General features: G+C 59.1%; 10 protein-coding genes. 4 read left to right on the forward strand and 6 right to left on the reverse strand.

The window, feature by feature from the left end; translation table 11 throughout:
• Positions 1-113: 113 nt before the first annotated feature.
• On the forward strand, positions 114-1,346 hold the full coding sequence (locus BLT54_RS00235; protein ID WP_176832792.1) for an MFS transporter: 1,233 nt from the start codon (positions 114-116) through the stop codon (positions 1,344-1,346).
• A gap of 10 nt (positions 1,347-1,356) precedes the next feature.
• Here BLT54_RS00235 and BLT54_RS00240 read toward each other — a convergent pair whose 3' ends face one another.
• The 6 genes from BLT54_RS00240 to BLT54_RS00265 all read right to left on the reverse strand — a co-directional run bounded on the left by BLT54_RS00240 (position 1,357) and on the right by BLT54_RS00265 (position 9,007).
• The gene (locus BLT54_RS00240; RefSeq protein ID WP_218129359.1) at positions 1,357-2,244 is read right to left on the reverse strand and encodes an NUDIX domain-containing protein; all 888 of its coding nucleotides are present in this window, start codon (positions 2,242-2,244) and stop codon (positions 1,357-1,359) included.
• On the reverse strand, positions 2,241-2,681 hold the full coding sequence (locus tag BLT54_RS00245) for a TrgA family protein (protein ID WP_074639937.1): 441 nt from the start codon (positions 2,679-2,681) through the stop codon (positions 2,241-2,243). The genes BLT54_RS00240 and BLT54_RS00245 overlap by 4 nt, the downstream gene beginning before the upstream one ends.
• A gap of 34 nt (positions 2,682-2,715) precedes the next feature.
• A complete protein-coding gene (locus tag BLT54_RS00250; protein WP_074639939.1) occupies positions 2,716-3,960 on the reverse strand; it encodes an SAM-dependent methyltransferase in 1,245 nt (414 codons plus the stop codon).
• Between the two features lie 124 nt (positions 3,961-4,084).
• The gene (locus BLT54_RS00255; RefSeq protein ID WP_074639941.1) at positions 4,085-5,482 is read right to left on the reverse strand and encodes a cryptochrome/photolyase family protein; all 1,398 of its coding nucleotides are present in this window, start codon (positions 5,480-5,482) and stop codon (positions 4,085-4,087) included.
• 113 nt (positions 5,483-5,595) lie between these two features.
• The gene (locus BLT54_RS00260) at positions 5,596-7,434 is read right to left on the reverse strand and encodes an ABCB family ABC transporter ATP-binding protein/permease (protein WP_074639943.1); all 1,839 of its coding nucleotides are present in this window, start codon (positions 7,432-7,434) and stop codon (positions 5,596-5,598) included.
• A 118-nt stretch (positions 7,435-7,552) separates the two neighbouring features.
• Complete coding sequence (locus BLT54_RS00265) at positions 7,553-9,007, reverse strand: LysM peptidoglycan-binding domain-containing protein (protein WP_176832793.1); 1,455 nt, start codon at positions 9,005-9,007, stop codon at positions 7,553-7,555.
• Between the two features lie 268 nt (positions 9,008-9,275).
• Between BLT54_RS00265 and BLT54_RS00270 the strand changes: the two genes are divergently transcribed.
• The 3 genes from BLT54_RS00270 to BLT54_RS00280 all read left to right on the forward strand — a co-directional run bounded on the left by BLT54_RS00270 (position 9,276) and on the right by BLT54_RS00280 (position 12,715).
• Positions 9,276-9,851, forward strand: coding sequence for an LOG family protein (locus BLT54_RS00270; RefSeq protein ID WP_074639947.1), 576 nt, complete (start codon positions 9,276-9,278; stop codon positions 9,849-9,851).
• 494 nt (positions 9,852-10,345) lie between these two features.
• Positions 10,346-11,152 (forward strand): DUF6635 family protein, encoded by an 807-nt coding sequence (locus tag BLT54_RS00275; protein WP_074641312.1) that lies wholly within the window; start codon positions 10,346-10,348, stop codon positions 11,150-11,152.
• Between the two features lie 390 nt (positions 11,153-11,542).
• Positions 11,543-12,715, forward strand: coding sequence for a M48 family metallopeptidase (locus BLT54_RS00280; protein WP_143026698.1), 1,173 nt, complete (start codon positions 11,543-11,545; stop codon positions 12,713-12,715).
• Positions 12,716-12,744: the final 29 nt, after the last annotated feature.

Here is a 12,744-nt window from a genome sequence, read left to right on the forward strand (position 1 = left end):
CGCAGAGCTTAGGTCAAAATCGCAAAGCGACCCCTTGAAACTCGCGGCTTTCCAACCGGGCCCGCGCCCGTTACACCCGGTCCGACATATTCACAGATCCGCAAGAGTCCCCCATGCCCGAGCACGCCATGCCAGAACACGTCATGACCTCCGATCCCGCCCGCGCTCGTCGCAACGTGTACATCCTTGTGATGGCACAGGCGTTTTTGGGCGCGCAGATGTCGATGATCTTCATCATTGGCGGGCTGGCCGGGCAATCTTTGGCCAAAAACCTGTGTTTTGCCACCCTGCCGATCTCCGCGATTGTCTTGGGCTCGATGTTGGCGGCGACGCCTTTGTCAGCGGCAATGCAGCGCTATGGCCGCCGTGCGGGGTTTTGGATTGGCACCGGTTCCGGCGCGATTGGCGCCTCCATTGGCGCTATGGCGCTGTTGCAGCAAAACTTTTGGCTCTTTGTGGTCGGCGGCCTGTTCACCGGGATTTATCAATCGTCCCAAGGGTTTTTCCGCTTTGCCGCCACCGACACCGCCGATGATGCGTTCAAACCCAAAGCCATCTCCTATGTGCTCGCGGGCGGATTGGCCTCGGCCCTCATCGGCCCGCAATTGGTCAAACTCACCTCTCAGGCGATGGTGGTGCCCTTCCTTGGCACCTATCTGGCGGTGATCGCGATCAACGTCATCGGCTCTGTCCTGTTCCTGTTCCTGCGCATCCCGAAACCGCCCGTCTCCGTGCATGGCCATGTTGTCGGGCGCTCCCGGCGCGAGCTGTTGCGTGAACCTCGGGTCTTGGTGGCGATCATCGTCGCCATGGTGTCCTATGCTTTGATGAATTTGGTGATGACCTCCACGCCGCTGGCCGTGGTCGGCTGTGGCTTTGAACAAAACACCGCCGCCGATGTGGTCTCGGCCCATGTTGTGGCGATGTTCTTGCCGTCGTTTTTCACCGGGTTTCTGATCTCGAAATTTGGTGTCGAACGGATCATGGCCACCGGGCTTGTGATCCTTGGCACCGCCGGGATCGTCGGCATGATGGGCGTCGATATCGAGAATTTCTTTGTCGCTTTGGTGCTTTTGGGGGTCGGTTGGAACTTTGGCTTCATCGGTGCCACGGCGATGTTGTCCTCTTCGCATGAGCCCTCTGAACGTGGCCGGATTCAGGGCCTCAACGACCTTTTGGTCTTTGGCGGCGTGACCGTGGCCTCCTTGGCCTCAGGCGGGTTGATGAACTGTTCCGGCGGCTCGGCGCAGGACGGCTGGACCGCCGTCAACCTTGCGATGATCCCGCTTTTGACCTTGGCGGGTGGGGCGTTGATCTGGCTCTGGATGCAGCCGAAATCCAAGTGACGCTTGGACTTTAAACCCCGGCCTCGGCGCGCAGACGATCGCGGTGCCGGGCCAGCCACAGCGCCGACATATAGAGCGGCCCGACGTCCAATTGACCCGCGTCACACATCTGCATCAACCGATCAAAGCTGATCAGGGTGGAGGCGATGTCTTCATGTTCGCTCTCAAGACCGCCGACCCCCGTCACATCCTCGGGCAGATCGGCAATGCCGATATAGGACAACACATATTCGGTGATCCCGCCGCTTGAGGGGTAATATTCGGCGATTTTATGCAGCGCCTTGAGGGTGACGCGGGCCTCTTCCTCCGCCTCGCGCCGTGCGGTGTTTTCCGCCGTCTCGCCCGCATCCACCCGCCCTGCAATGGGTTCCAACATCCATGGCCGCGCATCGCCGCGCGCATAGGGACCAAAACGGAATTGTTCGATCACCAAGACCCGGTCTCGCAGCGGATCATAGGGCAAAACCGTCACCGCATCCGCCATCAAAAACGCCGCACGACGCATTTCGCCGGAGGTGGCCCCGTCAAACCGTGTGTGGGTCAGATGGGTCTCATCCACGGCAAAAAAGAAACTGTAAGGGATCTGGCGGTTGGTTTCGGTGACATCATGGCGCGTCATGTCGCGGCGATCCCCGGCGCGGGGGCGTGTGCCACGGCGGGCCCTTAAGCGCGCCCAAGCCCGGATCAGGATCATCATGCGCAGCGCGCGCAGCTCACCCGCCGGTTTTTGCCCGATATACAGCACCACCTCCTCGGCGGCTGCGCGCAAAAATGCCTCGGTGAGATAGGGCTCCTCACCGTGGATCACCTCATACAGATAGGTGATTTGCTCTGGGCTGTAGCGGTCTGAAAGGGCGTTATACTGCGGCGGCATCGGGTCCATGAGGGGATAAGTCACGCCCATTTTCGCACCGCCTTTTCCGTGATCCAACCGCCAAAAAGCCCGCCAACAATGAGAATGATCAACACATCCGGTTTGATCAGATAGAGACCGTAGTCGCCCATCAAGCCGACCATTGACACCAGCGCATCCCCCGGACCGTGATAGCGATGCGACATGGAGCGGTGTATCATGGTTTCAAAGGCGAAATAGAACACGCTCCAAAACGACAGGATGATTGACGAGGACAGGCCATAGCCATAGGCCGCGCGCATCGTGTCGCCCGCGCGACGGCCCATAAACATCCAGCCGGTCAAAAGCCCAAATCCGCCACTGATATAGGACATGAATCCCACCTGCGTGCCATCGGGCAGATGGTTTTTGACCAATTCCGCCGCGAACCATGCCAAAAGGGCAAACCAGATCGAAGAAACAAGTTTTGCGGCTGTGGGCATAGGCACCTGCTTTGGAATTGTGAGCGCAAGGAGGTCACGATGGCTTGGTCATCGTAATCTGCGTTACGTCGCAATTTCCACTGTGAAAGGTCGCAGCGCAAGAGGCGAGATAAAAATTCCACATCCGGCGGAACCGATCATCAAACCCCAGCGCTTCGATCTGATCCCATTTGGCGTTAAACACCTCATGCCAGCGCCGCAATGTGATGCTGTAGCTTTCGCCAAATTCCTTGGATTTCACAAACTCAAGCCCGGATTTGGCGATGTGGTCGCGCAGCACCGTGGGGCTGGGCAACATGCCCCCCGGAAAGATGTATTTTTGAATGAAATCAACGGAAGATCGGTAAACCTCAAACCGACGATCTTGCAGCGTGATGATTTGCAGCGTGGCATTGCCCGCCGGTTTCAAACAGTTGCGCAGCGTGTCGAAATAGGTTGGCCAATATTTTTCGCCCACCGCCTCGAACATCTCAATCGAAGCAATGCCATCATATTGCGCGCGCTCGTCACGGTAGTCCTGAAGTTTGAGCTGCACCCGATCCGACAGACCGGCCTTTTGGAGTCTCGCGGCGGCAAATTTAAATTGTTCCTCGGAAATCGTCAGCCCGGTGACTTTGAGCCCCCGTTGCCCCGCCGCATATTCGGCAAACCCGCCCCAGCCACAGCCAATCTCCAAAACATGATCGCCCGGCTTCACGCCCATTTCATCCACCATCGAGGCGTATTTGGCGATTTGCGCGGCCTCAAGGCTTTGTTGCCCCTCCTCAAACAGGGCCGAGGAATAGGTCATCGTGTCATCAAGCCAAAGCCCGTAAAATTCATTGCCCAGATCATAGTGATAAGAGATATTTTTCCTGGCCTGACGTTTGGAATTGGTGTTCAGCCAATGGCGCATCCGCTCATAGGCCCGCACAAAGGCCATGCCCGGAAACCCGTCGTAAAGATCATCATTGTCGGCATGGATCAGGTCCATGAACGCCATCAAATCCGGCGTGCTCCAGCCCTGATCAAGGTAATCCTCGCAAAACCCAAGATCGCCTTCGCGGATGAGCCGGGCAAAGACATCGTCCGAGTGGACATGAATCTCGGCCACGGGTCCCGTCCTGCGGCCTTCGGCGCGAAACACCCGCCCGTCCGGCATAACAAAATCCAACCGTCCGCGCGACATATTTGCCGCAACATCAAACACTTGAGTGAAATATCGCGGCAGGTTGCCCTGCCCCTCAGTCGAGGTCAACACCTCTTTGGCCAGTGCTGGCCGGGTGGTTTGATCAAGCATCTTGGCCTCCGTTTATCCCTCTGGGTCGTCTATCTGGGTCGTCTATTGGTGGTCTTGGATTGCGGATCTGACGGGATATTTCGCCCGGTTTCGATCCTTGAATATAGCATAAATTCACGTTTCGTCACGTTTTGAGCCGCTGATACGCGGCAAGGGCCCGCTCGCGCCCCTCTTTCAACCCAATGATTGGGTCGGGGTATGTGTCTTTGGGCGAGAGGCGCCAGCTCTTGGGCACCGCCGCGAAATAAGACACAGCGGTCGCACTCGGACGCACCTCTCCCTCGGCAATCCACGCCCGCAGATAGGCCCCATCGGTATCAAATTTCTCCGCCTGACCGTCCGGGTTAAACACCCGAAAATAGGGCGCAGCATCCGGGCCACATCCGGCCACCCATTGCCATCCCATCGCATTGGCCGCCGGGTCCCAATCCATCAGACAGTCCTCAAACCAAGCCCGTCCAATCCGCCAATCGGTCAGCAAATGTTTGGTCAAAAACGACGCCACAATCATCCGTGCCCGGTTGTGCATCACCCCCGTGACATACATTTCGCGCATCGCGGCATCGACAAACCGCACCCCGGTGCGCCCGCGCCGCCACGCCTCGGCATCGTCGCTCTCGCCGCGCCAGTCAAACCCATCCCAGCCCTCTCGGTGATTGCGATGGGCCAAATCCGGTTCGTGATACAACAGATGATATGCAAACTCGCGCCAGACCAGTTCTTTCAGGAAATGCTCTGCACCTGCCGCCCCCGCCTCCATCGCGCGCCAGCCCGCATGCCAAATGCGTCGCGGTGATATTTCGCCATAGGTCAGGTTCTCGGACAGGCCCGAACACACCGGCTCCGCCGGAAAATCGCGTTTGGCCTTATAGGCCTCGACATGGTGCTCGATAAACGCATCAAGCCGTGCCAAAGCCGCCGCTTCGCCAATCTGACAATGGGGCAAAACCACCTCGGCCCCGCGCTGCATCCCGGCCCCCATTTGCCAATCGACCAGCGCCTCACTCGCGGGCCACTCCTGAGGCCATGCCACATCCGGTGCAGGCAAAAGATCGGCCACAGCGCGCTCGCGCACCGTCTTCCAGAACGGCGTGTAGACCTTGTAATAGCCGCCGGTTTTGGTCTCCACCGTCCAAGGCTCAAAACACAGATGACTGTTTGAGGATTGCGCCTTGATCCCCGCGGTTTTCAATGCCGATTTGACAGCCGTGTCGCGCGCAATCGCCGCTTTGTCATACAAACGGTTCCAATAGACGCCCTCGGCCCCGACCTCTTTGGCCAGCCCCAAAAGCACCTCAGAGGCCGGGCCAGAGCGCAGGATCACCCGCCCGCCCAAGGCCTCAATCCGGGCAATCAGATGCGCCAACCCAAGCCCCATCCGCCATTTTGGTGCCGCACCCAAATCCGCCACCGTGTCATCAAAGACAAACACAGGCACAACCGCGCCCGAGGCCGCAGCCGCCACCAAGCCCGGGTTGTCATAGAGGCGAAAATCTCGCCTGATCCACCAAATTGAGGTCATTTTCTCTCCGCGTTCCAAATGGTTACGCGTGCGCCTTGGCCGTGGATCACTCTGGCAGGAAATATTTTGACCAGGGCCTTTCCTGGGCCTTTACCGTGGTCCAAATACTCAGATCACGCCGCCGCCTCGTCGCGGTCTTCGGCCTGTGCGGCCCACATCGCCGCGTATTTGCCATGGGCGTTCAACAGCCCCTCATGGGTGCCGCGCTCGACCACCTGCCCCTGTTCCAGGACCACGATTTCATCGGCATCGGCCACGGTTGAGAGCCGGTGCGCGATGGTGATCACGGTGCGGCCTTCGCCCGCCGCTTTGAGCGCGTCCAAAATATCGCGCTCGGTCTGGGTGTCGAGCGCCGAGGTCGCTTCATCGAGCAACAGGATCGGCGGGTCTTTGAGCAGCGTGCGGGCAATCCCCACCCGCTGTTTTTCCCCGCCCGACAGTTTCAGCCCGCGTTCGCCCACCTGGGTCTCGTACCCGTCCGGCAGGCCGATGATGAAATCATGTATCCGGGCCTTTTGCGCAGCTTTGACGATCTCGTCATAGTTTGCGCCATCGCGGCCATAGCCGATGTTATAGCGGATCGTGTCGTTGAACAGCACGGTGTCCTGCGGCACCACGCCGATGGCGGCATGCAGGCTGTTTTGGGTCACATCGCGGATGTCCTGACCGTCGATCTGAAGCGATCCGCCGGTGACCTCGTAAAACCGAAACAGCAACCGCCCGATGGTGGATTTGCCCGACCCGGACGGGCCAACGATGGCCAAAGAGCGCCCGGCGGGCACGACAATATCCACGCCTTTGAGGATCGGACGGGCCGGGTCATAATGAAATTCAACCTCTTTGAGCAGCACAGCCCCACCCGCCACCTGAAGAGCGGGCGCATTGGGCGCGTCAAGGATTTCAGCGGGTTGATGCAACAGATCAAACATCGCCTCCATATCGACAAGCCCCTGACGGATTTCACGATACACCGTACCAAGGAAATTCAGCGGCATGGTGATCTGCACCATATAGGCGTTGACCATGACGAAATCGCCCACGGTCATCGTGCCGTTTTCAACCCCAAGCGCGGCCATGACCATCACGATCACAAGCCCCGCGGTGATCAAAAAGCTTTGGCCAAAGTTGAGGAATCCCAACGAATAGGCGGTTTTGACGGCTGCCGTTTCATAGGCTTCCATGGCTTTGTCATAGCGCGCGGCTTCGCGTTGTTCGGCGCCGAAATATTTCACCGTTTCAAAGTTCAAAAGACTGTCGATCGCCTTTTGATTGGCGTCGGTGTCCTGGTCGTTCATCTCTTTGCGCAGCTTCACCCGCCATTCCGTGACCTTAAAGGTAAAGACCACATAGGCGAGGATCGTCCCGGCCAAAACGGCCATATAGGATGCACCAAAGGCAAAGGAGACGACCACCAAAATCATCGCAAGTTCAATCGCCAAAGGCCCGATACTGAACACCAGAAAGCGCAGCAAAAACGCCACGCCCTTGGTGCCGCGTTCGATGATCCGGCTAAGCCCCCCGGTTTTGCGGGCAATGTGATAGCGCATGGAGAGGGCGTGAATGTGATTGAAGGTCTCAAGCGCCAATTTGCGCAGCGCCGATTGCGCCACGGGGGCAAAGACCACATCGCGCAACTGGTTGAACCCGTTCGACATCAGCCGCGCCATGCCATAGGCGACGGTCAGTCCAACCGCCCCCATGCCCAACATCCAGGCCGCCGATTTGGCATCCCCGGCCAAAGCATCGACGGCGGCTTTGTACAACACGGGCGTGCCGACGGTGACGATTTTCGCCGCCATCAAAAACACCAAGGCAATGATCACCCGGATTTTGGTGGCACGCACCTCGGCTTTTGGACCCTCGTTGGGCCAAAAATACGGAATCACGGCGTGGATCACCGCCCATCCATTTTTCGGGCCTTCGGTGGTGGTCATCGGACGATTGCCGCGCATATGGGCTGCCTTTCGGTGGCGTGTTTCAAAGCGAGCAACACAATCGCGCAGACCTCCACCGGGCACAAGCCCCGATGCCGCACAGCCTGCTGTGCCTTAGGTATCGCAAGAGATCGGATCACTCAGGTAAAACGAAAATCTGCCCCGGATAGATCAAATCAGCATCACGAATTTGGCTTTTGTTGGCATCAAACACCCGCACATACATCACCCCATTGCCATAGGTTGCCGAGGCAATCCCCCAAAGCGTATTGCCGGGCTGAACGGTCACAGACATGATGCGTTTGACCGGGGTCGGGGTTGGGGCCGGGGTTGGAGTTGCGGCTTGGGTCGGTTTGGGGTGTGGGGCTTCAAGGGGCGCGCTCGTCTGCCCAATCGGTGCCGCCGCATCCCCTGCGGACGTCCCCGCCAAAACCGCCACATCTTCACGATGGAACGGGATTTCGGCGCGTTGACTGACCCGGCCCGTTGCGTCCACCTGATCGGCGCGCAACGTGTAGCGCCCCGGTGCCACATCGCTCAGTTCCTGCCGCCATTGCCCATCCGCGCCAATCAAAGATTCGGCCTTGAGCGCCTCCATGAGATAGAGCCGCACACTCTGCCCCGGCGCGCCACGCCCAGACACAAACACCCGCCCCTCGGGATCGTAAGTCACCGCATCAATGCGCAAGGCTCCCGCCTCGGTGCCCGGCTGTTGCAACACTTTGACGCCCTCATCGGTCGCGATCATCACTGTGGGCGCAACCGGGGGCGCAACTGGTGGGGTACTTGCGTTTTCTGCTGTGTTTTCTTCTGTGCTTTCTGCAGTGGTTTCTGGTGTGGGATCGGTCTGTGACTGTTCCCCCGGTTCAGCGGTCTCAACAGCCGCCCCAGACTCGGCGGTCCGCAAAATCGACGTCGCCACGGCACCCCCCGTGGCGGAGGCTGCGGCCACATCCCCCGGTTCGTTTTGCGCCACGCCCGTTTCCGCCGTGACGCCATCCACCGCCACAGCGGCGCTCTCGGTGCTGACATCAAGGTCCGGCACGGCGGCAAAGGGTGCGATGATCACACTTTCGGCGCTGTCCAACACGCTTTCGCTGCTGTCTGGTGTGTCCGCATTCGCCGCGCTGCGCAGGCGCATTTCGCGCGGGCTATCGCTCCCGGCCAGATCGAACAAGGCGACAAATTCGCCGCGCCCATTGGCCGATGTGCGTGCCACTTCTTGACCATCGACCAAGATCGCCACCTCAGCCCCCGCCTCGGCGCGTCCGGCCACCGTGGCCAAGCCATCGGGGGGAATGCGCACAAGATCAAAGGCCGGATAGCTCTGTACCACGCCTGCGGGCGCGGTCTCTTGGCCCGTTGGCGCCTGGTTTGCGGGGTTTGCAGGCGCGACCGTGTTCGCCGCCTCCATCCCTGTTCCACCCTCAGAGACCCCGATCTCAGAGGTCAACGCGGCCGGCGCGCTCGGCGCATCGCCGCCGGGATAGGCCACATATAATGTGTACCCGATCCCCGCCACCAACCCGATCGCCACCACTGTGGCGACGGGCGTCATCCATCCCTGCGTTTTGCCCATTGTGTCCTTCATCCCCATCTCCCACGCCCAACACGCCAAGCAGAGTTTGGCCCGGTCAGTATGACCGCGCGACCAAAGCACCACCACATTGCTTTTGACAAGGGTTGAGACAGCCTAGCAAGGGGGCTAACAAGGGTCAAAGACTTCCTTTTTAAGCGTTTCAAGGAATGCCCTTCCTCACGGGCTTTCGGCGCACCCCTCACGAGGCTGACATGTCCCACAGCGTTTCCTATCAAACCGGCCTCAGATGTTTCTGGAAACGCTTTAGAAAGCACGCGTCATGACAACCGCCGCCTCCTCAACAACCTCGCTCTTTTCCGTCTGTGTCTATTGCGGCTCTCGCGCGGGCGGCGCGCCCAACTATGAAGCCGCCGCCACCGCCTTTGGCCGCGCTTTGGCCGATGAAGGCTGGCGTTTGGTCTATGGTGCGGGCGATGTCGGATTGATGGGCGCGGTGGCGCGCGCGGCGCAGAGTGCCGGGGCGTCAACCTTTGGCGTGATCCCGACGCATCTTTTGCCCAAAGAGGTTGGCAAACGTGATTTGACCACTTTCGTGATCACCGAAAACATGCATGAGCGCAAAAAGGTCATGTTCATGAACTCGGACGCCATCGTCGTCCTGCCCGGCGGCGCGGGATCTTTGGACGAATTTTTCGAAGTGCTGACCTGGAAACAAATCGGCCTGCATGACAAACCGATCTTTCTTCTGTCCACGGATGGCTATTGGAAGCCGCTTGAAGGCCTGATCGAACACATCATCGAAGAAGGCTTCGCACCGATATCGACATCAAGCTATTTTGAAACGGTCGAGACGGTGGAAGAGTTGGTTGCGGCATTGAGGGCAGTTCGGGGATAAGGCTGTCTACGAGGGGTAGAGCCCATCCCTGGCGGGTTGCGCAGCTCGGGGCTCACAGCGATGAAGAGACTGGTTTGGCGTCTGTGGCTCTGGATGCAGCGTTCAGATCAAAGAGGTTGCAGGACGTGAGCAACGCGACATCCAAAAAATCGTTCGGTTCGCGACGTCCAAAGACCCGTGCGTGAAAGACCCGTGTGCGAAAGACTCGTGTACGTCGGTGGCGACGCGCAAAAGACCCCGCTGATGGCCGGGTCCATATCCTGCGGGCCGAAACCTGTTCAGAATCCCTGTCCAGTTCAAACGCGTTTATCGGCATTTTCAATGCCTCTTAATGCCTCTCAGTGCCTCATGAGGCACACGCGTATTGTGGGGCGCACACGTAAATGAGGCGCACACGTAAAGGTGCGGGCATTTCCGTTCGCCCACCCTTCCAGTCCCGCGCAATCTGGGAGATACTGTGATGAACAGTGGAACACCCGCAACGAATGGCCTCCATGCAACAGCCTTTAGAAAACACCGCGCAGGTCATACAGGAGAGGGTCGATGCCTTTGTGCGCAGCCATTTCCACTTGGCCGCGACCCTCCGGCTACACCGCGTCGCATTCGGGTGGGATCTGTTGCGTGCGCCCATCAACGTGGCCCTTGCTCCGGTGTTCTTGTTGGTCGGATTGGCGGCGGTCGCCTCACGTCTTGCGGGGTTTAGCCGTTTGGAGGCTTGGCTGAAGGCGCGGCAGATTTTCCTCAAAACCTCCGTGGCGCGCGCGATTGAGGCGGACATCGCCACCGACCTGCTTGAGGGCGCCACTCTGACGCCACACAGCCGCAGGTTGATCACCGAGTATACCGGCGTCCGCTCTGCCGTTGCCGAGATCACAACGTCGTTGTTTGTCCTCTTGGCCGGGCTGCTGCTCTTTGGGACGGCCACGCCGGGTGTGACCTCGCTGACCCCGAAAGTGTCGGAATATGTCGCGCATGCCTCAGCCGTCGCGCATTTCCCACTTGGATCAGGATTGGGAAGCCTTTGGTACGGGGTCTTTCCCCTGAGCTTGCCGATCTGGTTCGTCGTCCTGACGGGGGTGGCCTTGGCCATGACCGCCTCCCTTGTGACCACCTTCGCCGGGTGCATCGCCGACCCAATCCAAGCGCGGCTTGGCATTCACCGACGCCGCCTGATGCGACTTGTTGAAAGAATTTCTATGGCGGAGGGGCAAACATCCGGCCTCGCACCGGAACACATTCTGGCGCGCCTCGCTGATCTCACGGATGCGGGCATCAGTCTGCTGCGGTTTTTTCGCTCGTGACACGCGACATTGTGCCGTCAGCATAGACCCGATCCGCAGCCAGATCACCCTCTCAACTCGCCCTGTCCCGCCGGTTTGCTTTTCTCTGGTACGGGGCTGCAAGAGCGCGATGAAACGGAGGTGGGTCATCATCCGCGTCCTCCGGCTGCCGGAGGCCTTCGCCCGCGCCGACACGCGTGGGGTGAGGCGGTGCAGGCACTTGGCTAAAGCGTCACGCCATAAACCTGAATCGCGGGTTAAAGGCGCAACGCTTTAGGCCGGAGTGACAGACTCTCAGAGTGTGCTTGACCTTTTGCGCGCAGAATTTTCCAATGACAAACCCAATTCAAATCAAATAGATACCGTAGCAGAGCGCATTTCCAAGTGAGGCGGGGCAACCTGAGCATTTCCGTGACCTATCGTGACCAATTGAACCATCGCTTTGGCCAAGCCATTCGGGACGCCGTTTTAAAAGACGTCTCACAGGATCGCAGCACGGGCCGCAGAATGGACCGCAGCATAGGCTGCACCATGGGCCCCGGCAAACTTCGGCGCAGTGTGATGCTTCTGTCGCTGTTGATTGTCAGCACCCCCTTTTGCGTGGCCGCTTTGGGTCTCGCGCTTATCGCGGTTCACCACGAGACTGTCGTGGCGATTGGCGCGGGCGTTCTGCTTGTGGCTGTCGGTTACTATTTACGCACGCCAAAGCATAAAAACACGAAAGCCACACTGCGACGCCCCGATGCGCCAAAGGTGTTCGGTGTGCTTGATGACATCTGTGCACAGATGAATGCACCCAGGATCGACGGCGTTCATGTCCTTGCTGAAGTGAACGCCTATATGGCCGAATATAGCAAGACGGAGCGGATATTAGGCATCGGCGCGCCGCTTTGGCTGGCGCTTGAGCACGCGGAACGCGTGGCTCTGCTTGCCCATGAAATCGGGCATTTGATCAACCATGATCCGGCGCGGGGGCGGCTGAGCTATGCCGCCCTTGGCACGTTGGCGCGCTGGCAGGATCTCTCTCACCCGCCCATGCTCATAGATGGGGCAACCAACAGCCGCTTCTATTTTGAAGACCGTGGTCTGATCGATCAGGTGTTTGGCTTTCTGTGTGGCACTGCGATTGCGGCCCTGTCGCGCGGGTTTGAAACCCTGATGTTTGCCGACAGTCAAAGGGCCGAATATTTGGCCGATCTTGCGGCCGCATCGGTGGCAGGGACTGCTGCCAAAACCGAATTGTTGCGAAAGCTCATTCTCTCGCCCTTGGCCGAAGATGCGCTCACACAGACCTATTTTGATGGCTCAAAACACATCGCGGTCTTTGACAAAATGGCCCGCGCCATAGCGGACCCCATCCCTGAAAAAGCCAATGCCCTCAATGCGGAGGCCATGATGTCGCTACGCCGGATCGACAGCACCCACCCGCCCACGCGCTATCGTCTGGATGTGGTGGTGGCGGCGGGTCACCCTGCCCCGGCTCTTGACGCGGCTCAGATGGATTGGGCGGGGATGGACCAAGAGCTGTCCGCCTTTTTCCAGCGCATGGAACGGGCGCTTCTGTCCGAGATCATCGTTCAGTGAACAAACCGCGCATCGGCCAAAGCCAATGC

It is taken from the genome of Celeribacter baekdonensis, assembly GCF_900102315.1.
In the GTDB taxonomy this organism is placed as follows: Bacteria; Pseudomonadota; Alphaproteobacteria; order Rhodobacterales; family Rhodobacteraceae; genus Celeribacter; species Celeribacter baekdonensis.

Bases quoted from the DNA above. Each gene is read 5' to 3' on its own strand.
- BLT54_RS00235 (WP_176832792.1), top strand. From the start codon at position 114: ATGCCCGAGCACGCCATGCCAGAACACGTCATGACCTCCGATCCCGCC.
- BLT54_RS00245 (WP_074639937.1), bottom strand. From the start codon at position 2,681: ATGCCCACAGCCGCAAAACTTGTTTCTTCGATCTGGTTTGCCCTTTTG.
- BLT54_RS00250 (WP_074639939.1), bottom strand. From the start codon at position 3,960: ATGCTTGATCAAACCACCCGGCCAGCACTGGCCAAAGAGGTGTTGACC.
- BLT54_RS00255 (WP_074639941.1), bottom strand. From the start codon at position 5,482: ATGACCTCAATTTGGTGGATCAGGCGAGATTTTCGCCTCTATGACAAC.
- BLT54_RS00260 (WP_074639943.1), bottom strand. From the start codon at position 7,434: ATGCGCGGCAATCGTCCGATGACCACCACCGAAGGCCCGAAAAATGGA.
- BLT54_RS00265 (WP_176832793.1), bottom strand. From the start codon at position 9,007: ATGAAGGACACAATGGGCAAAACGCAGGGATGGATGACGCCCGTCGCC.
- BLT54_RS00270 (WP_074639947.1), top strand. From the start codon at position 9,276: ATGACAACCGCCGCCTCCTCAACAACCTCGCTCTTTTCCGTCTGTGTC.
- BLT54_RS00275 (WP_074641312.1), top strand. From the start codon at position 10,346: ATGCAACAGCCTTTAGAAAACACCGCGCAGGTCATACAGGAGAGGGTC.